We start from the raw sequence: 21,214 nt of genomic DNA, 5'->3' as shown, positions 1-21,214 counted from the left end.
TTATGTCAACTGTTTTACGTCAACATGCCGAAGATTTATTCGCGCAAGAATTAGAAGAATTAAGGAAACAAGATAGCGATAAACGTCCGCCTAACTGGAAATTATCGCCGCAATCCGTTGTTACTTACTTAGTGGGTGGCAAGTTGAAAAATGGATTTGAAGTAACACCTAAATATATCGGTAACAGGCGCCTAATGGAAATCGCCGTTGCCACATTAACAACCGACCGTGCCTTATTATTATATGGTTTACCGGGTACTGCTAAAAGCTGGGTAAGTGAACACTTAGCAGCAGGTATTGCCGGCGACTCGGCCATGATTGTTCAAGGTACCGCAGGTACGAGTGAAGAGGCAATTCGGTATGGCTGGAACTATGCACGTTTGCTAGCGGAAGGCCCTTCTGAAAAAGCCTTGGTTGAAACACCGGTGATGCGTGCCATGAAAGAAGGTAAAATTGTGCGTATTGAAGAATTGACGAGAATTGGTGCCGATGTACAAGATACCCTCATTACCATGTTATCTGAAAAAACATTACCGATCCCGGAATTAAATATTGAAGTTCAAGCAGTAAAAGGCTTCAACGTAATAGCTACAGCCAATAACCGCGATAAAGGTGTAAATGAATTATCCAGCGCTTTGAAACGCAGGTTCAATACCGTGATTCTTCCTGTGCCTAATAGCATGGAAGAGGAAATTGATATCGTTAAACGCCGGGTAGAAAGCTTTGAAAAAGTAATGGAATTACCGGTAGAGAAACCGGCATTGCAAGAAATTCGCCGAATTGTTACCATGTTCCGCGAATTGAGAAGCGGTGCAACCTTAGATGGTAAAACGAAAATCAAAGTACCAACCGGTACATTAAGTACAGCTGAAGCGATCTCCGTGGTGAATAACGGTTTGGCAATGGCTGCTTACTTTGGTGATGGCCAGTTAAATGCGGCTGACTTAGCAGCAGGTATCGTAGGGGCGGTTGTAAAAGATCCTATTCAAGACAAGGTAGTTTGGCAAGAATACTTAGAAACAGTGGTGAAACCACGGGAAGATTGGAAAGATATTTACAGGGCTTGCAAGGACTTAGCCATTTAAACCTTAGCCAATGATTCATATACTAGGAATAAGGCACCATGGCCCGGGATCTGCGCGGCACGTGGCGAACTTTCTATCGAAAGTGAAGCCTGATATTGTATTGGTTGAAGGCCCTCCAGAAGCGGATGAACTATTGCAATGGGTGAATCACACCGATATGCAACCACCCGTGGCATTGCTACTACACCAAAGCGATGAACCGCAGAAAGCGGTATTCTACCCTTTTGCTGAGTTCTCACCGGAATGGCAAGCCATGCGTTATGCACGCGAGCACAATATACATGTGCGCTTTATGGATTTGCCCGTTGCACATAGTTTCGCTTTAGACAACGAACCTGCAACAACCGCGCAAGAAGCTGAAGTAGAAGCAGTACATGGAGCAGCGCCCACAACAGCAATAAACGAATTACCCAACCTCGATATACCTTTCAAACGCAACCCCATGCAACACTTAGCTTCAGCCGCAGGCTTTGAAGACGAAGAAGCATGGTGGGAACACATGGTTGAATACCGCCTGGATAATACAGAAGTATTCGAAGCCATTCAAGAAGGGGTACATGCCCTACGCGAAGACCTTCCCTTACCGGAAGTAAAACGTGAACTCCTCCGCGAAGCACATATGAGAAAAGTGATTCGACAAGCAGAAAAGGAGATGTTCCAAAATATCGCCGTTATCTGCGGTGCTTGGCATGCTCCTGCACTTTCGAATATGCCCAAACAAAAAGAAGACAACGATTTGTTGAAGGGCCTTCCAAAAGTAAAAATTGAATGCACTTGGATTCCATGGACTTACGGCCGCCTTTCGTATGATAGTGGCTACGGTGCCGGTATCCCTTCGCCAGGATGGTACGAACATAATTGGAAGTACCCTACGGATGATGGCACCCGTTGGATGGCAAAAGTAGCATCGCTTTTCCGCGAAAAAGGCATGGATACTTCCGTGGCACACGTAATGGAAGCAGTACGCTTAGCCGATGCACTAGCGGCCTTACGTGGATTATCGCGTCCTGGTTTGGAAGAGTTGAACGAAGCAACGCTTAGTGTTTTGTGTAATGGCGACGATATCATGATGCAACTCTTACATAAAGAGTTAATTGTACAAGATATAATTGGTCAAGTACCCATTGATATTCCCAAACCACCTTTACAACTCGACATCGAGAAAACACAAAAACGTCTACGCCTCCCGGCATCTGCCGATTGGAAAGATTACACCTTCGATCTACGTAAAGACACGGATTTAGAACGAAGCATATTCTTACACCGTTTGTTGTTGCTCGGTATCAATTGGGCTCACCCAACAGGTGTTAACAGCAAAGGTACCTTTAAAGAATCGTGGCGTTTACAGTGGGACCCAAACATGACCATCGAGATCATCGAAAAAGGTAGTTGGGGTAATACGGTAGAAAGTGCTACCAGCAAATATGTAGTACATCTTGCCAATACGAGTGCTACCTTACCCGTTATTTGCCAGCTATTGGAAAAAGCATTACCCGCCGCGCTGCATGAAAGCGTAGACGTACTTATGCAACAACTCAATAACTTAGCAGCAGCCTCGGGCGATGTGATGCAACTGATGGAAACCATTCCAACATTGGTGAGTATTTCCCGCTACGGCAACGTTCGCAAAACCGATGCCGCGATGGTTTCCAGCTTATTGCAAGGCATGATGACCCGCATTTGCATTAGCTTACCGCAAGCTTGTACGGCATTGAATGAAGAAGCAGCCAACGCGATGATCGATTTATTCTTCGGGATGAATGATGCTGCGAATACACTACAACAAGCTGATATTCTAGCAGCATGGCAAGCTACTTTACAACAGGTAGCCCACAACCTAAATAGTTCACCGGTTATTGCTGGGTATGCTACACGCTTACTCTCCGATTATAAAATTTTGGCGGACGAAACACTCGTACAACATTTCCATTTTGCCATGAGTACAGCTACAGCACCAGCTGTTGCAGCCGCCTGGTTAGAAGGTTTCTTACGAGGCAGTGGTACGATCTTGTTGTTAGATGAAGCGTTATGGTCGGTAGTGAACAATTGGGTAGCGACCTTGGATGAAGACACCTTCTTACAAGTACTCCCCCTCCTACGCCGGAGCTTTGCCCACTATACCCAACCAGAACGCCGGAAGTTAGGAGAGAAAGCCAAAAGCGGCCCATCTACCGGTAAAACTGTGCGTATGCCATCGGAAGAAACGATTGATGAAGCCCGTGCTATGCGCGGTATTCCTGTGGTGATGCAATTATTGGGATTACCTTTAAATACCCCTGGACATGCAGAATGAACAACATCTCCGTAAATGGCGCTTGATACTCGGTGGCGATGCTAACGATGGCACAGGTGTACAATTAGCGGATACAGATACTAAGATAGATCATACATTAAGCGCCTTGTACGATTCGCAACGACAAGGTGGCTTAGGCGCTTCCTCGCCTAACGTAGCACGTTGGCTAGGTGATATTCGCCAATTTTTCCCCACTAGCGTAGTACAAGTGATGCAACAGGATGCGTTAAAACGTTTGAATTTAACGCAAATGCTGTTTGAAAAAGAAATGTTGGAAACGGTAGAAGCAGATGTACACTTAGTAGCTACTTTGATGTCGTTGAGCCGCGTAATTCCTAATAAAACAAAGGAAACGGCACGGAACGTAGTACGTAAAGTGGTAGACGAGTTGTTGAAGAAACTTTCTCAACCTACACAGCAGGCGATCACCGGTAGCTTGAATAGGTCGACTGTTAACAGGCGTCCTAAGCACAATGAAATCAACTGGCCCTTAACGATCAAGAAGAACTTAAAACACTACCAAACCGAATACAAAACCATTATCCCTGAAACTCGCTTAGGCTTTGGCCGTAAACGCAGCGCTTTAAAAGACGTTGTATTGTGCTTAGACCAAAGTGGTTCTATGGGTACTTCAGTGGTATATAGCGGTATTTTCGGGGCTGTGATGGCTTCTATCCCGGCAATTAAAACGAAAATGGTCGTGTTTGATACAGCAGTTGTTGACCTTACGGAAGACTTAACCGATCCTGTTGAGTTGCTGTTTGGTGTACAACTAGGCGGTGGTACTGATATTGATAAAGCATTGGGTTATTGCCAACAAATCATTAACCGACCTACGGATACTGTAATGGTATTGATCACGGATTTATATGAAGGTGGTAATGAATTGCAAATGCGGAAGAAATTCGTGGACCTAGTAGCAGCCGGTGTGCAAGTAGTCGTATTACTTGCCTTGAATGATGATGGCGCACCTTCGTATGATCATGACAATGCTAGGTTCTTGGCTGATTTGGGCATACCTGTGTTTGCTTGTACGCCCGATAAATTCCCCGACTTAATGGCGGCAGCTTTATCAAAGCAAGACATTGGGATGTGGGCAGCGAAAGAAGAACTTGTTGTTAAAAAATAGCGAACTAAAAGTTGCAGTGAGTGACACAAGCGGTGCCGAAAAGAGGTAATCCGCTTGTGTCGCCACTACTTCTCGCTCGTTTTCACATGTATTTTAGGCAATGAAATATTGAACTTCAACGATAAAAGGCGAATGGCGATAATGATAATGCAACAGATGATTTCCGCGAAATTCTCGAGACGATCGCTAGCGCGTAGGAAGAAGTAGATGCTGCCGCCGATAATACAAGCAAGTGCATAGATTTCTTTATGAAAGAGTAAAGGTTTGTCGCCCGCGAGTACATCCCTAATAACACCTCCGAAAGTGCCGGTAATGGTACCTAGGGCAATGCAAATCATTTCGTTGAAGTGGAATTGCATGCCTTTGTGAATGCCGATAATAGTAAAAATGGCAAGGCCAACGCTATCGAAAAATGTTACCCAACGCTCGAAGCGTTTCATGAGGTTGAAAAAAACAGTGGCTAAGAAGAAAGCTAAAAAGATGGTATAGATCACGTTATTATCTCGCATCCAAGCAACAGAACCTTGCCCAATTAATAAATCCCGGATCGTTCCCCCTCCTATGGCTGTTACGAATGCCAACACTAGTATCCCAAATAAATCATACTCTTTTTCAATCGCTTTCATCACACCCGATACAGCAAACGCAAAGGTGCCGAGTAGGTTCAGCGATTCGAACAGGCTAAATTGCATGCTTGTTTTTTTGTTATAACAACGGAAGTCGTACAGTGTTGACAAATTTTAATTGCCTAAATTGCGTGTTCAATCATGTGATATGAAAGATTTCAAACAATATTTTACTATTCCAGCACCGCCTGAAGAGTTGTATGTAGCCTTAACCAATCCTGTAACGATTCGTTTATGGTCGGGAGAAGTAGCGGAGATGAGTACAGAGCCGGGCAGCGAGTTCTCGTTATGGGAAGGCAGCATTGCCGGGGTGAATCTTGCTTTCGAAGAAAACAAGAAGATCGTGCAGGAATGGGATTTCGGGGATCAAGAAGAAGCGTCGATCGTTACATTGACCTTGCATACAGATAAAAAAGGTACTTCATTAGAAGTAAAACACACGAATATCCCGGATGAGGATTATGATGCAATTGTGTACGGCTGGAAGCATACGTATATAGCATCCTTATTGGAATTTTACCAAGATTAAGATATGTTACAAAGGCACTGGTCATGAAACTAGTGCCTTTGTTTTTTATATGATATTGATACACCGTTTCTTACCACCCCAAGGTTTCAACCCTCACTACCCCTATTACTTGTCTTCCTCTTAAAAGCTTTTTCACTTCAATAGTACATACTCATGTATTGAATGAAAGAGATATTAGCCAATAACTATAGCCAACATCAAATATCACTCCCGGGTACCTTCCAACCGGATTCTTTTGCCCAAGCGTTTGCACCTTCCATGATAATATCAAAAACAGGGTCTTTGATATCTACGTACCCATCGGGGTCATTGGGGAAGGCACGAGATAAGCGTACTTTAAACTCGCCGTAAGCATTTGCCACCCTAGGATGTTGGCGAAGGTAATCGCGGATAAGTAGCGCATATCTTTGGTTAAAGCGGCCATTTTCGCGCACATGAATGTTGGCTCTTGGTTCGGCATAGCGAAAGAACATTTTTTGTAGTTCTTCGTTAGGGATATCGGTACCAGGTGGCCGGTGATCGGATAGGTTAACCGGCGAAATAAGTGCCCCAGCTTCGGCCAGGCGTTCGGCGATATTGGGATGGAGTGTATCAACAGTTACCTGGATGTCGATAATGGCTTTGGCTTGTAAGCCTGGTATGCTAGTAGACCCAATATGGTGAATGGCCACCGCGTAGGTACCCAATGCTGCTTTTAATTGCTTACCTAATGCTTGGAATTGCAAAGGCCATTCTTCTTGGTAAGGTACTATTTCTACTTTCATACGGCGTTTACTAAGATTTAATACTGAAACCGTTAAAATTACCACAAAAAACATGCAAGTACTTGACCAATGGTTTTGTACAACAAGAAATTATTCCTAGTTTTAGGTCAACATTGTATTACAATCACTTGTAGCAATGTTTATGGTACATTCCCGTCAATTATCCGCACTTGTTATGATGTGCCTCCTAAAGCGAGGTATTTGCTTATTGTTAATAATCGTTCATTGTCTACAAACTTGGTGGCTTAAAATTTGGTGATATAAAAATAGTATCTATATTTGCACTGTAATTAAAATAATTACAGTATCCTTGTAGAAAGGGAACCTTATATCTAGCCATTGATAAGCGTTGCAGTTTTTACGAGTACAATTATTAAACTACATTATACTAATCAACAGTACATATCCAATTAAATCAGATAACAACTACAACATGAAACGTATCGCCCTTTTAGCAGCAGGCTTATTGGCATTCTCTGCAGGTGCATTTGCACAAAACTGGACTTTAGACAAAGCTCACTCAAGACTTGGCTTTAGTATCGTTCACAACTCTATCAGCAACTTTGAAGGTAACTTCAAGAAGTTCGACATCAAATTGACTTCTTCTAAAGAAGATTTCAGCGATGCGGTGGTAGAATTGAAAGCAGAAGCTGCTAGCATCAACACTGACAACGAGCGTAGAGATGGTCACTTACAAAATGCTGATTTCTTTGATGCTCCACAGTTCCCTGATGTAATTTTCAAAAGCACATCTTTCAAGAAAACTGGTAAAAACACGTACAAAATCAGTGGCGATTTAACTTTCCACGGTGTTACTAAACCAGTTACGTTGGATGGTGTTTTAAATGGTGTAATTACACCTAAACAAAAAACTTTAGCAGGTTTCACTGTAAAAGGTAAAATCAAACGTTCTGACTTTAACTTCGCTTCTGGTATGCCAGCTAACATGTTGAGCGACGAGATCGAAGTAGTAGCAAACGCAGAATTTTCTAAAGACTAATTAGTATATGAAAAAACTAACTTTCATATTAGCAACACTGCTCGCATCTGCGGCAGTGTTTGCTTTTGCTTTCACTACCGAGTGGAAAGTAGGCCCGAAATACAACATCGCGTTTTCAGCGGGCGAAGTAAGTGGTATCTTTAAAACCTTCACCGGTTCTTTATTCTTCGATGATAAAGACTTGGCAGGTTCTAAGTTCAACGTTAGTATTGATGTGAATTCCATCAATACCGGTAACGGCTTACAAAACAAGCACGCGAAAGATGTAGATTGGTTCGATGCTGCAAAATATCCTACCATTACTTTCGCTTCTAAGAAATTTGCAAAAACCGGTGCAGGTTACACCGTAACAGGTGATTTAACTTTGCACGGTGTGAAAAAAGAAATCAGCATTCCATTCACATTTGCTAACAACACGTTCGCGGGTACTTTCCAAGTTAACCGCAACGATTATAAAGTTGGTAAACCTGGTGGTGATGTTGAAGACATCGTTAAATTAACCGTTTCCGTTCCGGTGGTTAAAAAATAAGCAATATGTTCGTACGACTTTTATCGTTGGGTGCGATCTCTGGTGCATTAGCAGGTGTAGCTTCATTAGTATATCAAAAAGTATATACTGATTCTTTGGGCTACGACTTTTCAGCGATCGTTTCAACGCCTAAAATTATGATGACCTGCGTAGCAGCCGGTATCGTTGCTTCGATTGGTTTCTGGGCATTGCACAAATTATTGAAAAGTAACACTGAAATTGTTTTCAATTTAATTTTTACAATCCTTTCATTTGCAAGCATCTTAGGTCCTTTCAAAACGAAATTACCTTTAGACGTAGAAATGCCAGAGCTATTCGTAGGTTTAACTATTCCAATGCACTTCTTCCCTGTGCTGGGATGGCTCACACTAAGACCATTATTTATCAAGTCGAAGGATCTATAATCCTCGCTTGACACATTATAAAAAGGGCTTTCATTATTGGAAGCTCTTTTTTTATGCGGTTATATGACGACGATTGCGCAAATCGGTGTTTATAGATAAGACAGGAAATATCCCAGTAAGGTCACATGCCTTGAAGAATATGCATAAAAATACCCCCAATCCTTTATAACGCTATGGTTTATAATTAATTACAAGGGTCGGGCCTAGCTATTTTTTACTTAAATACTTGTATTTCAATTAATTAATATGAGGGGGGATAGGCTTAGGATAGGCTCGAGATAGGCTTAGGATAGGCTTTAGATAGGGTGGAGATAGGCTTAGGATAGGCTCAAGATAGGGTAAAGTTATAAAAAGGATAGGCTTTGGTGGAAGATGATATAACCTGGTATTATTAATGGGCCTATTTACATAGGGTAAGTCCACATATTACAAAGAATTCTACTAAAACAACAAGGGCTTCCATGGGGATGTACCCTTGAAAGCCCTATAAAACTATTTCAACGAATCGTTATTACTTCGCGATATCTACTGCGATGGCAGCATTACGCCAAACTTTTTTGTATTCTTTACCAGCGATCTCACCGGTTTCGTCGCCCATTTTAGAAGCTTCGATCATGTAAGTGCCGGCCCAAATTGGGGTGAAGGTAGCTACGCCGTTTGCATCGGTTACCACTTCCCTATTCCAACCACTGGGTGAGAATACAGCAATTTGAATACCTGCAGCCGGTTTACCTTGGAAGGTAGCTTTCAATTGCATGGGTTGGTTAGCTTTTTGCGCCACTTGTGCAGGGGCAACGGTTAACTCACCCGTAAGGTTCGCTACTGAAGGTTTGCCTACGTTTACGATCGCGTAGGTATTGAATTGATATTTTGTTTCGCCACCCAAGTCTTTTGCATCTTGGGAAATAGCTAATGTATATTGACCATCAGTTGTAGGTGTAAAAGTTGCTTCAAAATGTTCGCCCACTTGGGTTACTGTCAACTTTGTTTTTTCATTATCCGGGCCTGTTAACCACAAAGTGAACTCTTTCACGTTTGAATACCAATCCGCTACCTTCTCAGGGTTGTGCTCGGAATATTCACCATAAAATACTTTCACAGTTTGTGCTTTACCTTTTGTTCCTTGTCCCGCTGTTTCAATCCATAACATATGCGCGAAACTCGTGCTGCATGTTAGTAAGAAAGCGGCCATTAGTAATAATCTTGATTTCATGTCGTGTGTTTACGCTTTTAGATGAAAAGGATAGGCGAAATTAGCCCCACGCGACTTCAATCATTTGTGTATTCGGGAAATATATTTGTGTATTTGGGAAATAAAAAACGTGTAAACGGTACAAGTACCATTTACACGCTACACTTTACTGAACTTTATATGAAGAAGCAATTTTATGCCAGTTGCTCGAAGGCTTGTTGTAAGTCGGCTTTAATATCATCGATATGTTCGATGCCTAAAGATATCCTCAACAGCCCAGGTTCCACACCGGCCGCACGTTGTTCTGCTTCACTTAATTGCTGGTGTGTAGTAGTAGCTGGATGAATGATCAGTGTTTTAGCATCGCCTACATTGGCCAAGTGGTAGATGAGCTTTAAAGAATCGACCAACTTATCTGCCGCTTCTTTGCCGCCCTTGATTTTGAAGGAAAGCACACCGCCAAAACCTTTCTTCAGGTACTTCTTCGCTAATTCGTGGTAACGACTGCTCGGCAAGCCAGGGTAATTCACAGAGCTAACTTGTGGATGTTGCTCTAACCATTGTGCTAAGCTTAATGCGTTTTCTACGGTGCGTTGCACGCGGAGCGACAAAGTTTCCAAGCCTTGCAAGAAGTAGAATGCGTTCTGCGGTGCTAATGCTGGGCCCCAAGTTCTTAAACCCGCTACCCTCGCACGTATAATAAAGGCGATGTTGCCAAATGGGCCATCGGTACCGAAAATCTCCCAGAACTTCATGCCGTGATACGCCTCGTCTGGTTCAGTGAACTGTTTGAATTTACCATTACCCCAGTTGTAATTACCACCGTCGACAATTACACCGCCGATGCTATTCCCATGGCCACCGATCCATTTAGTAGCCGATTCTACTACAACGTTGGCGCCATGTTCTAATGGGCGGAATAAGTAACCACCCGCACCAAATGTGTTATCTACAATCAATGGCAGGTCGTGTTCCTTGGCAATAGCGGCAATTTTCTCAAAATCGGCAATGGCAAAACCTGGGTTGCCGATGGTTTCGAGATAAATTGCTTTCGTGTTCTCGTCGATTTGCGGGATAATATTCGCTGGATCGTCGAAATTCACGAAGCGGGCTTCTACGCCGATGCGTTTGAAGCTTACCTTGAATTGGTTATAGGAACCACCGTATAAGTAGGATGAAGTAACGAAGTTGTCGCCCGGCAATAAGATATTATGCAAAGCAATGAATTGTGCTGCTTGACCAGAGGCCACAGCCAACGCCCCTACGCCACCTTCAAGGGCCGCGATACGTTTTTCGAATACATCGGTGGTAGGGTTCATGATACGCGTATAGATGTTTCCGAATTGTTTCAATTGGAATAAATCCGCTGCGTGATCAGCATTATCGAAAGTATAGGATGATGTTTGATAAATGGGCACTGCTGCGGCATGGGTTGAAGAATCGGGCTCATAACCGGCGTGCACTTGCAAGGTTTCAAAATTTAAGGGCTTGTTTGACATACAGGATTCTATTTGCTTGTTATTATTACCCTACAATTTAGATAGACTTTATAGGAATACAAAATAAAAGAACGACTTTACCTGAAATTTTTACAATTACCTCCTAACCAGTTAAAATAATATTATTTAGATATATCGTATTCCGATGTAAGAAAAAATCACTAATTTGCCTCTTTGCCGCGCAGTATCTATCAACGAACGAATAAACTATAGGACGGACGACCAACTTTACGCAAACGGCAGTATTGCTTTCATTCCCAGTGTTTTTCCCAAGATTATTAAAGTATTTAGCCACGTATATGAGTATGAACTTTACATTAAATCTATGTAAACCCGTTCCTCGCATCTATTCACCAATGTACTTTTGCGCCCGGATATGGAGTTAAAGGCAGTGAATATCAATATCGAGATCAATCAACAAACATTTAAGGCTTTGTATGATGAGTATTTTACACTTTGTTGTAGATATGCTTACGCATTCCTGAATGATTATGAAGCTGCGCGAGACGTAACTTCAGAAGTATTCTGCGATATTTGGAAGCAACGCCAACAAATTAGGATTACGGAAAGCACGAAGAATTATTTACTTGTTTCCGTAAGAAGGCAATGTAAACGGCATGCCGATAAACGTGATCGCCAAGACGAACTTAAACAACACTACGACACAGGTTCATCTTCCACCCATCAACCTTTAGAGAATCTAACCAGCAAAGAGGCCACTGAAAAATTCAACCTTCTGCTGCAGAAACTCGATCCCGTTAAGAAAGAAATCATCGACGCACGCCTTCTCGGCCTTTCTTACAAGGAAATCGCAGCTTTGCTTAACATAACTGTTCGCAAAGTTGAATACAACATGAATGCCGCCATCAAAGAATTACAAGAAGAGGCCGTAAATATGAAGGTTTCTCACCACGAAATTTATATGGTCGTTAGCAGCTTCATGCTCCTACTCTCCGATCAAATTGACCTTATTACAGGTTTTTAATACCCTATTTCAACATCTCCCCCCTCGCTACGTCTCCGCTAGCCAAATGGCCTTATTATACCTGCTGCATTCCTCAAAATGGCCCTACGCCTACCTCCCACCAAAAATATTTAAATATTTTTCGCTTGTTATAACATCTTTCAACACACACCAAACCCTTACCCAATAAGGCTTACACGTATTTCACCTTTCAAAATAACACTACTTAACATTCAGATAACATTGGACAACGTGTTTTTTTCCGTGTTGCTGCCTCCTATAGTATAAAAGGCACAACAAGTGAACGCGAACATTCTATTTAAACATATCAACGGCGAATGCGATGCCGCAGAAAAAGAAATGGTGACGGCATGGCTCGACGCTTCTGCCCGTAACCGGGAAATTTACGCCACCTTGCGTGCGCGTAAACAAGCGTTAGAATTTTCGCCCGTAAGTGATTGGGAAAGAATGCAACGCATGATGCAAACCGAAGAAGAGATGGCTGCACCTGCTGAAGAATGGTTAGCAGAAACCCCGCGCCGCACAAAATTCTGGCGCGCAGCTGCCGTTGCCGCGTCGTTGGTGGGCCTCACCACTTCCGGCATGTTCTTCTGGAACCGTCAACAAGCCACCGCGTACACGCCTTCTTTTGTAACCATCAATACCGATCAATCAACCAAAAAGAAGCTCACCCTCCCGGATGGGTCTACCGTTTGGTTATTATATAATTCCACGCTCCGCTATGATAGTCTTGCGCTCAGTAAAAACGAACGTAAGATGTTTTTAGAAGGAGAAGCTTTCTTCGATGTAGTACAAGCTCCTAGCGCTCCTTTCTCGGTTCATATCCAAGATATGGACGTAAACGTACTGGGTACTTCGTTTAAGGTAAAAAGCAGGCCAGGCATGACACAAGAAGTGGCCGTTGCCAGTGGGAAAATCAGCGTTTCTACGCCAGCATTAAAAGTTCAACTTTCGCCGACTCAACGCATTCAATATGCGAACGGCCGTTCGTCCATCGACACACTTTCTATTGATGCTATTACCGCCGTGCGCGAAAACAAGTTAGTGTTTGAAAATGCTTCAATCGCTACCATTGCCAAGCACATCGCAGAGTGGTATAATATGAAAGTAGTGATAAAATCGTCCTCTTCCCGTCCACTCTCTTTTACAGGCTCTATTGCAGATGATGGTGTTTACAAAGTATTAGATGGCCTAAGCTTTTTAGCAGGGTTCGACTACAAAGTAAAAGACAGCACCATTTTCATTCTTCCAAAACCTTAATGCAACAATAAAACTAACACTGAAACAAATGAAAAAAATCGTTAGTGGATTTTGCGGCGTGTTGCTTGCCTTGCAAGTAACGGCACAATCGAACTCCCCTATTGCCACTTTCAGTAAGAAGGATCTTACGATGAAAGAAATTGTGGAAAGTTTACAACGCAAAGAGAAATTGGCTGTCATGTACGACGTGAGTGCCATTAATCCAAACGCTGTTGTGCACCTGCCTTCGCAAAAACTTTCGCTCGATCAATTAATGAAGGTCTTGGGCGACCAAACCGGCTTGGATGTAAAGTTGGTGAACAACAGTCTTTACATCAAGAAAAAAGAACAAGCTGCTCCAGTAGCTGCCGCTCAACAACAAGAAAAAATCAAGGTTAGCGGTATTGTAAAATCAAAAGACGATAACAGTACGGTACCGGGTGCCAGCATTACTGCCGATGGTAAAGTGGTGGGCGTATCTGGTCCTGACGGTTCATTTAGCGTGAACGTGTTGAAAGGTGCTACGTTAGAGTTCAAAGCTATTGGCTTGAACCCAACGAAATACCAAGTAACCGGTGCTCAAAATGATGTAAGTATCAGTCTTTCTACAAACGTAACACAATTGAACAGTGTTGTTGTTACTGCATTAGGTATTAAACGTGACGAAAAAGCTTTGGGTTATGCCGTAACGAAAATGGGTACGGAAGATTTCACCGACGCGGTTAGTAATAACTGGACGAACTCGCTTTCTGGTAAGGTAGCGGGTGTTAACATCACACGCTCTGGTGCGGGCCCTGCGGGTTCAAACAAGATCGTTTTACGTGGTGTGAACTCTTTATCTGGTACAAGTGAAGCGTTGATCGTTGTGGATGGTGTGATTTTGAACGGTGGTAGTGGTCGTTCTACCGGTACAGGTAGCGGCTCGTACTTAGATGCAGAATCACCGACCGATTTCGGTAACAGTATCAACGATTTGAATCCTGAGGATTTTGAAAACGTGACCATTTTGAAAGGTCCGGGTGCGAGTGCATTGTATGGTGCACGTGGTGCAAACGGTGCGATCATCATCACCACTAAAAATGGTAAAAACTATAAAAAAGGGTTGGGTGTAACGGTGAATTCAAACGCTGCTTTGGATATGATTAACCGTTGGCCTGATTACCAATATGAATATGGCCAAGGTGCTACCGGTCAAGATGGTTGGTACTCTTACGGTGCTACAGAAGATGGTGCCAGCACTAGAAGCACGAGCTCTGCATGGGGCCCGAAATTCGATGGTCAATCTTATTATCAATACGACCCAACTACGCGTACAGCCGGTACTAGCCGCACGCCTTGGGTGCCTTATAAAAACAACCGTAAAGACTTCTTCGAAACTGGTCAAACCTATACCAATACAGTTACTGTAGAAGGTAGCAGCGAGAAAACCAGTTCTAGGATTTCTTTCACGAACTTGAATAATACTTGGATTGTGCCAAATACGGGTTACAAACGTACAACCGTGGCATTATCGGTGAACCACAAAATTTCGGATAAGCTCCAGATCGCTACAAAGGTGAACTATGCAAATAAGAAGAGCGACAACTTGCCTTCTGTAGGTTATAATAACCAAACGATCATGTACTTCATCCGTGGTATGGTGCCGAACGCGAACATCGATTGGTTCAGGGATTATTGGGTACCGGGTAAAGAACAACAAGAACAAACCCGCCCATTCTCTAGCTTACTCGATAACCCATTCTTGCAAGCTTATGAAATGTTGAATAGCATGAATAGGCACGGTGTAGTGGGTAACGTATCTGCTACTTACAATTTCACCAAGAACTTTAGCTTGTTGGTTCGTACATCGCTCGATTTCGCTAGCGAAAGCCGCGCACAACAACGTCCTAAAGGCACACAGAAGTTCGTAGATGGTATGTACCGTACACAAAACATCAACAACCGCGAAAGCAATAGTGATTTCTTATTCCGTTATAATACGAAGTTCTTGAAAGACTTCACATTTGATGGTTCTTTCGGTGGTAGCCGTATGGCCAATAACTACGATAAGCAAGAATTAAGAGCCGATAAATTGCGTGTACCAGGTGATTACTCTTTCAGTAACGCGAAAAATGGTGTAGTTGCTTATCCTTATCTCTCTAAATATGCTGTAAACAGTGTATACGGTATGGGTGCATTTAGCTACAAAAACTGGTTGTTCTTCGATTTCACGATGCGTAACGACTGGACAAGTACCTTAGCTACTCCACAAAACAAAGACCGTGTTTCATTCTTCTATGATTCTTACAACCTAGCAGTAGCATTGAACGAGGTGATCAAAATGCCAAAAGCTATCAATTATTGGAAAGTACGTGCATCGGTAGCAACAGTAGGTAGCGGTGGTACATGGCCATATTTAACAGCGTATGTATATGATCCGCAACAAGCCTATAACTCAGGTTTAGCGAATCCTGCAAACGTAGCCAACCCGTTCCTCACACCAGAAAAAACAAGAAGTTATGAAGCCGGTACGGAATTACGCATGTTTGATAACCGCGTAACAGCCGATGTGAGTGTTTATCGCAACAACAGTACCAACCAAATTATTCCGTCTGCTCCAATCGATCCAGCTTCTGGTTATAGAGGTGCTGTATTGAACGCAGGTGAAATCCAAAACAATGGTGTGGAAGTAGCGTTGAGCGGTGTAATCATTAAAAGAAACAAACAAAACCCAGTAGGTTGGAAAACGAATGGAACATTCGCTACGAACAGGGGTAAAGTAATTTCTTTGGCAGAAGGTTTATCAACGCACGTTATGTCGAGTGGCCCACGTGGCACCATGGAAGCACGTCCAGGTGGCTATGTAGGTGATTTATACGGTATTGGTTACCAACGTAACGAAGAAGGTAAAATCATTTATGAAAATGGCTTACCGAAATGGACTGAATCGCCGATTTTGGTGGGTAATACTACTCCTAGGTACAGAGCTGGTTGGGGTAACGAAATTTCTTACAAACAGTTTAGGTTGAACTTCTTATTCGATAGCCAATTCGGCGGTGTGGGTTATTCTTTAACGCATGCAGTATTAGCAGAAGAGGGTAAGTTGAAGAAAACAATCCCAGGCCGTTACAATGGTATCATTGGTGATGGTGTGGTGGTGAATAAAGACGGTTCTTATAGCCCGAACACACAAATTGTAACCGACATTCAAAGTTTCTACAGTGCACACTACAACCGCGAAAACGTAGAAGCGAATACATTCAAAACCGACTTCATCAAATTGCGTGAGTTGAGATTGGATTATTCATTCAAACCAGCAACATTAAAAGCATTGCGTTTACAACGTGCAACGATCGGTTTGTACGGTCGTGATTTATTCATGATCACAAAATGGCCTGCATTCGATCCAGAATTCGGTTCATTAAACAGCGACAACACTGTAGTAGCAGGCTTCGAAGTAGGTCAATTCCCATCTACACGTACCCTCGGTGCTAACTTAACTGTATCATTCTAAAAATGACGTCAACAATGAAAAAACTCAGCATATTAGCACTTTCTGCATTTGCCATGACGACTATCGGCTTGGTGAGTTGCACGAAAGACTTTGTAGAAACAAATACCAATAAAAACGGGGCCTCATCGGCGCAGCCAGAGTCGTTGGTTACACCGGCCTTAATCAAAGTATTACAAGCGAATCAAACGCGTGCACTTCGATTAACAAACGAATTAATGCAAGTACACGTAACCAATATCAATACCGACGAAATTCACCGTTATATCATTCGTCCGAACGAATCGGAATACATGTGGAGCAACTGGTATACTCAACGCACGAACTTCCTCGACATCTACAAAGGTGGTGCGTTAGTGGGTAATAAAACATGGATGGGTATTGGCCGTATTTTGGACGTGTGGGTAATGAGTTTGATCACTGACTTATATGGTGATGTACCTTATACAGAAGCCAACAACGGTAAAGAAGGTAACTTCCAACCGAAATTCGATAAGCAATCAGACATCTATCCCGACCTTTTCAAGAAATTGGAAGAAGCGAACGAATTATTAACAGCGAAACAAGCCGTAACTGATAGTACATTAGAAATGCTGTACAATGGTAATGCCGATCGTTGGAGAAAATTCGGTAACAGTTTGTACTTGCGTTTATTACTTCGAGCTTCTAAGAAAGACGAGGTAGCTATTGCAGCTAAAATGCAAGAAATTGTTTCCACACCTGCTAAATACCCAATCTTCAACGATAACAGCGAGTCTGCGATCTTTAAATTCACAGTAGTAGCACCGTACGTTACGGCGTTCAATACGTACCGTGAATACGATTTCAATGGTGATAATAGCTTATGTTCTTACTTCATCAACAACTTGAAAGAATGGGAAGATCCGCGTATCGACAAGTGGGCGGTAAAAGTTAGCGGTGAGTACCAAGGTTTAGCCAGTGGTTACGAGCCTACTAACGCTCCTACTGCACGCCTTTCTTACTACAATAAAAACTTGATGAACGAGCCAATGATGGGTAACATTATTAACTACCCAGAATTGCAATTCATCTTGGCAGAAGCAGCCTTAAAAGGGTATATCACCGGCGATGCTAAATCTTACTACGAGAAAGGTGTAGCTAGCGCGATTACATTATGGGGTTTAACTGTTCCTACCAACTACTTAACGCATGAAGGTATTAACTGGACAGAAGCAACGAACGACAACGAGAAAATGGAGAAAATCCATGTACAGAAGTATTACACGTTGTTCTTCACCGACTTCCAACAATACCACGAGTACCGCAGAACTGGCTTCCCGGTTATGCCGATTGGCCCTGGTGTACAGAACAACAAAATCATGCCTACCCGTTTCCGTTACCCGATCACCGTTCAATCATTAAACGCTACTAACTACAAGAAAGCAGTAGCTGAAATGGGTGGCCCGGATGATATGTTAACGAAAGTGTGGTGGAATAAATAATCAAATTATAAAATCGATTCTCTAAATATAACTTGAGATGAAAAAGATATTTTTAGGTGCTTTAATGGCGATGACGGCTTTAACGGCTTGCTTGAAAGAAGATACCAACTTCTCGAAAGGCACCCCTAGCCCCTATATTTCAATTGAAGTATTACGCCAGCAATATAAAAACGCCGACCTCGAATTAAACTCCCAAGCCCTTATTAACGCTACGTACATCCGTGGTGTAGTAATTTCTGACACAACGGGTAAAAACTTACCGGTGGGCCAGTTCATCTTGGAAGACGATTCTAAATTAACCTTGCGTGGTATTAGCGTAGTATTGGAAAACAATGCTCCTGTAAACGTTAGCTTTGGCGACTCTGTTGTAGTGAAAGTTTTAGGCGCTAAAATGATCAACAACAAAGGTGCTTTGCAGGTGGTGAATGTGAAGAAAGAAGACGTACGTTACGTAGCAAAAGCTAGCCGTATTCCTTCTTACAGCATTTCTTTATCGGCATTGGTGAAAGACTTTGCGAAATACGAAAACACTTTGGTATCGTTGAACGCGGATATTATCCCTGGCGATAAAAATAACCCTTTGTATAGCAAACAAGGTCATTTAACCGACGGTTCCGATTCTTCCGTTGTATTGTACACCTACCCAGGTGCAACCTTCGCGGATAAAACAGTACCGGTGAGTGCTACGTTTGTAGGTATCCCGAACTTCGCCAATGCCAATAGCACTGTACGCGACAGTACAGCGACTAAGCATTTCTTATTAAGAACTTTGAATGATGTGAAATTCCCATCAGGCAAATTGTACGATAAGTTCGCGGAAGATTTTGAATCTCCAGATGCTTCTGCCAAAGGTTCTTACCCTTCTGCAGCCATTGACTTAAAAACCGGTAACTGGACATTAAACCAAGCGATTTTGGCCAATACAAAAGATCGCGACAGGTTTAACCCGGCAGGTAAACAATGTATTCGTATGCAACAGAACTTGAACTATGATGGGCATGTGCAAATGAACTTTGATTTACCAAATGGTGCCTCTAAGGTGACATTGTCGTACGGTGCATATTACACAGATGCTAGCAGCTCTTGGGTACTAGAAGCATCTACCGATAAAGGTGCAACTTGGTCACGCGTAAGCGACGTTTACAAAGATGCGAGCGCTACAGCTAAGATTGCTACCATTATGTTGAACATCCAAACACCGGTACGTTTCAGGGTAACGAAATTGGGCTTAGGTACAACAAACGGTGGTACCATTTTGAATGGTCGTTTGAGCATTGAAGACATTGCGGTATACGAAAGAATTCCAGAGTAACATTTACATAACAATATCGTAACGGGCACCTAGTTGCCCGTTATGTATTTTTACTAACACTTATAGCTGCACGAAAAACAGGATAAACCCTTTATTTATCAACATGGAAAGACGTCATTTTCTAAGAAACCTAGGCTTACTTTCAGCCGTAACCAGCCTCCCGGCTGTGCCATTATTGGCCAACGACAAAACGGGTAATACCTTCACTACAGTAGGTGTAAAAGGTAGAGTAACGGCAAAAGGCAAAGGATTGGCTAACGTTGTGATGAGCGACGGGTACAGTATTGCTATCACTGATAAAAACGGTAATTACACGATCAATACCCACCACGATGCGGAATACGTATTTATTTCATTACCTAGTGGTTATGAAATTCCGAACGAACATGGTTTGGCGCGTTTCTATACGTTGATCAATAAAAAAAGCGCTAGTCAAACTTACAATGTTGAGTTGAAAGCGATGGAGAACGGCGACCATAAACATGCGTTTGTTGTATGGGCCGATCCGCAGATTTGGGATAAAGCAGACGGTAATGAACTTGTTCGTACTTCAGCTCCAGATACACGCGAAGAAATTAAAAACCTCGGCGGCGTGCCTACCTTCGGTATCGGTTGCGGCGACTTGGTGTTCGATAAATTCGATTTATTCGACGATTACAATAAAGCGGTTGAAGTAACAGGCGTTCCCTTCTTCCAAGTAATCGGCAACCACGATATGGACGGCAAAACGGCTCGTTCAGACGATCAATCACAAAACAAATTCAAATCATTATACGGTCCTACTTACTACTCGTTCAACCGAGGTAAGGTGCATTACATTATGCTCGATGATGTGTTCTTCTTGGGCAGCAATAAGCATTATGTAGGCTACCTTAATGAACAGCAATTGGCTTGGATTGAGAAAGATTTGAGTACTGTTCCTCATGGTAGCATGGTAATTGTTTCGATGCACATTCCAACAAATACAGGAGCAGCTCGTCGTAAAGGTGCGAAAGAAGATAGCCCTGGTGGAACGGTAGCGAACCGCGAGTACTTGTACAAAATGTTGAAACCGTATAAAGTGCATATCATGAGTGGTCATACCCATTGGAATGAAAACTGGGAGAAAGACAACATCATGGAGCACAACCATGGTACGTTGTGTGGTGCGTGGTGGTGCGGCCCTTGTGGCGATGGTGCCCCTGCCGGTTACGGTGTGTACGAAGTAGATGGTGATAACATTACTTGGTACTACAAATCGGTAGGTAAAACTAAAAATCACCAAATCAAGATCCATGCAAAGGGCAGTATCCCGGAAAAACCAAATGCCGTGGTTGCCAACGTATGGAACTATGATGCGAAATGGAAGGTTGAATGGTTTGAAGATGGCGTAGCAAAAGGCGAGATGACACAATACACCGGTTTCGATCCAGAAACAGTGGCATTGTACAAAGGCGACCAATTGCCGGCGAAACACAAATGGGCTGAACCAATTAAAACGGATCACTTGTATTTGGCAGAACCAAGTGCAAATGCGAAGACTGTAAAGGTGAAAGCAACCGACCGTTTCGGTAATATTTTCGAAGAAGTATTGTCAATATAAACGAGAACTAAATACTGGATATGACGCCGTGGATGTTTATCCGCGGCTTTTTTTGGGTAGTTAAAGCCCATTTTGGGCCTGATCTAAAAGTAG

Annotated in this window: 17 protein-coding genes; 13 read left to right on the top strand and 4 right to left on the bottom strand. The window is 42.8% G+C overall.

All coding sequences use genetic code 11. The features are described 5' to 3' along the window. The first annotated feature begins 2 nt into the window (after nt 1–2). Genes LX64_RS08580 through LX64_RS08570 form a run of 3 tightly spaced genes read left to right on the top strand, consistent with a single transcriptional unit; the run spans nt 3 to nt 4,507 of the window. A complete protein-coding gene (locus LX64_RS08580; protein ID WP_111597233.1) occupies nt 3–1,085 on the top strand; it encodes an ATP-binding protein in 1,083 nt (360 codons plus the stop codon). 10 nt (nt 1,086–1,095) lie between these two features. Then, the gene (locus tag LX64_RS08575) at nt 1,096–3,378 is read left to right on the top strand and encodes a DUF5682 family protein (RefSeq protein ID WP_111597232.1); all 2,283 of its coding nucleotides are present in this window, start codon (nt 1,096–1,098) and stop codon (nt 3,376–3,378) included. Continuing rightward, a complete protein-coding gene (locus tag LX64_RS08570; protein ID WP_111597231.1) occupies nt 3,368–4,507 on the top strand; it encodes a vWA domain-containing protein in 1,140 nt (379 codons plus the stop codon). The genes LX64_RS08575 and LX64_RS08570 overlap by 11 nt, the downstream gene beginning before the upstream one ends. Nucleotides 4,508–4,572: 65 nt before the next feature. Here the strand turns inward: LX64_RS08570 and LX64_RS08565 are convergent, their stop codons facing one another. Continuing rightward, nucleotides 4,573–5,199 carry a trimeric intracellular cation channel family protein gene (locus LX64_RS08565; protein ID WP_111597230.1) on the bottom strand — a complete coding sequence of 209 codons (627 nt, stop codon included), beginning with the start codon at nt 5,197–5,199 and terminating at the stop codon, nt 4,573–4,575. Between the two features lie 82 nt (nt 5,200–5,281). Here LX64_RS08565 and LX64_RS08560 point away from each other — a divergent pair, with 82 nt between their 5' ends. Beyond that, nucleotides 5,282–5,662 carry an SRPBCC domain-containing protein gene (locus LX64_RS08560; RefSeq protein WP_111597229.1) on the top strand — a complete coding sequence of 127 codons (381 nt, stop codon included), beginning with the start codon at nt 5,282–5,284 and terminating at the stop codon, nt 5,660–5,662. A gap of 197 nt (nt 5,663–5,859) precedes the next feature. Here LX64_RS08560 and LX64_RS08555 read toward each other — a convergent pair whose 3' ends face one another. After that, entirely contained in the window at nt 5,860–6,426 is a 567-nt protein-coding gene (locus tag LX64_RS08555; protein ID WP_111597602.1) for a GrpB family protein, read from the bottom strand. A 433-nt stretch (nt 6,427–6,859) separates the two neighbouring features. Between LX64_RS08555 and LX64_RS08550 the strand changes: the two genes are divergently transcribed. The 3 genes from LX64_RS08550 to LX64_RS08540 are packed head-to-tail and all read left to right on the top strand — an operon-like array spanning nt 6,860 to nt 8,359. After that, entirely contained in the window at nt 6,860–7,426 is a 567-nt protein-coding gene (locus LX64_RS08550; protein WP_111597228.1) for a YceI family protein, read from the top strand. A gap of 7 nt (nt 7,427–7,433) precedes the next feature. Then, a complete protein-coding gene (locus tag LX64_RS08545) occupies nt 7,434–7,955 on the top strand; it encodes a YceI family protein (RefSeq protein WP_111597227.1) in 522 nt (173 codons plus the stop codon). 5 nt (nt 7,956–7,960) lie between these two features. Beyond that, nucleotides 7,961–8,359, top strand: a complete 399-nt coding sequence (locus LX64_RS08540) for a hypothetical protein (protein ID WP_111597226.1) — start codon at nt 7,961–7,963, stop codon at nt 8,357–8,359. 511 nt (nt 8,360–8,870) lie between these two features. Here the strand turns inward: LX64_RS08540 and LX64_RS08535 are convergent. Both LX64_RS08535 and LX64_RS08530 read right to left on the bottom strand, forming a co-directional pair. Further along, nucleotides 8,871–9,572 carry a DUF4198 domain-containing protein gene (locus tag LX64_RS08535; RefSeq protein WP_111597225.1) on the bottom strand — a complete coding sequence of 234 codons (702 nt, stop codon included), beginning with the start codon at nt 9,570–9,572 and terminating at the stop codon, nt 8,871–8,873. Nucleotides 9,573–9,745: 173 nt separating this feature from the next. Continuing rightward, nucleotides 9,746–11,050 (bottom strand): O-acetylhomoserine aminocarboxypropyltransferase/cysteine synthase family protein, encoded by a 1,305-nt coding sequence (locus LX64_RS08530; protein ID WP_111597224.1) that lies wholly within the window; start codon nt 11,048–11,050, stop codon nt 9,746–9,748. A gap of 376 nt (nt 11,051–11,426) precedes the next feature. Between LX64_RS08530 and LX64_RS08525 the strand changes: the two genes are divergently transcribed. From LX64_RS08525 to LX64_RS08500, 6 genes are all read left to right on the top strand, one after another. Beyond that, a complete protein-coding gene (locus LX64_RS08525; RefSeq protein WP_111597223.1) occupies nt 11,427–12,035 on the top strand; it encodes a sigma-70 family RNA polymerase sigma factor in 609 nt (202 codons plus the stop codon). Between the two features lie 279 nt (nt 12,036–12,314). Next, entirely contained in the window at nt 12,315–13,295 is a 981-nt protein-coding gene (locus tag LX64_RS08520) for a FecR domain-containing protein (RefSeq protein WP_111597222.1), read from the top strand. Between the two features lie 28 nt (nt 13,296–13,323). Next, nucleotides 13,324–16,767: a SusC/RagA family TonB-linked outer membrane protein gene (locus LX64_RS08515; RefSeq protein ID WP_211324774.1), complete on the top strand. Its 3,444-nt coding sequence runs from the start codon at nt 13,324–13,326 to the stop codon at nt 16,765–16,767. Nucleotides 16,768–16,781: 14 nt separating this feature from the next. Continuing rightward, the gene (locus LX64_RS08510; protein ID WP_111597221.1) at nt 16,782–18,227 is read left to right on the top strand and encodes a SusD/RagB family nutrient-binding outer membrane lipoprotein; all 1,446 of its coding nucleotides are present in this window, start codon (nt 16,782–16,784) and stop codon (nt 18,225–18,227) included. 37 nt (nt 18,228–18,264) lie between these two features. Further along, nucleotides 18,265–19,539, top strand: coding sequence for a DUF5689 domain-containing protein (locus tag LX64_RS08505; protein ID WP_111597220.1), 1,275 nt, complete (start codon nt 18,265–18,267; stop codon nt 19,537–19,539). 103 nt (nt 19,540–19,642) lie between these two features. Beyond that, on the top strand, nt 19,643–21,121 hold the full coding sequence (locus LX64_RS08500; RefSeq protein WP_111597219.1) for a calcineurin-like phosphoesterase C-terminal domain-containing protein: 1,479 nt from the start codon (nt 19,643–19,645) through the stop codon (nt 21,119–21,121). Nucleotides 21,122–21,214: the final 93 nt, after the last annotated feature.

Source organism: Chitinophaga skermanii (genome assembly GCF_003259335.1).
Classification (GTDB): domain Bacteria; phylum Bacteroidota; class Bacteroidia; order Chitinophagales; family Chitinophagaceae; genus Chitinophaga; species Chitinophaga skermanii.
Note: the sequence above shows the minus strand (reverse complement) of the source record. Positions and strands in the feature narration are given on the sequence as shown.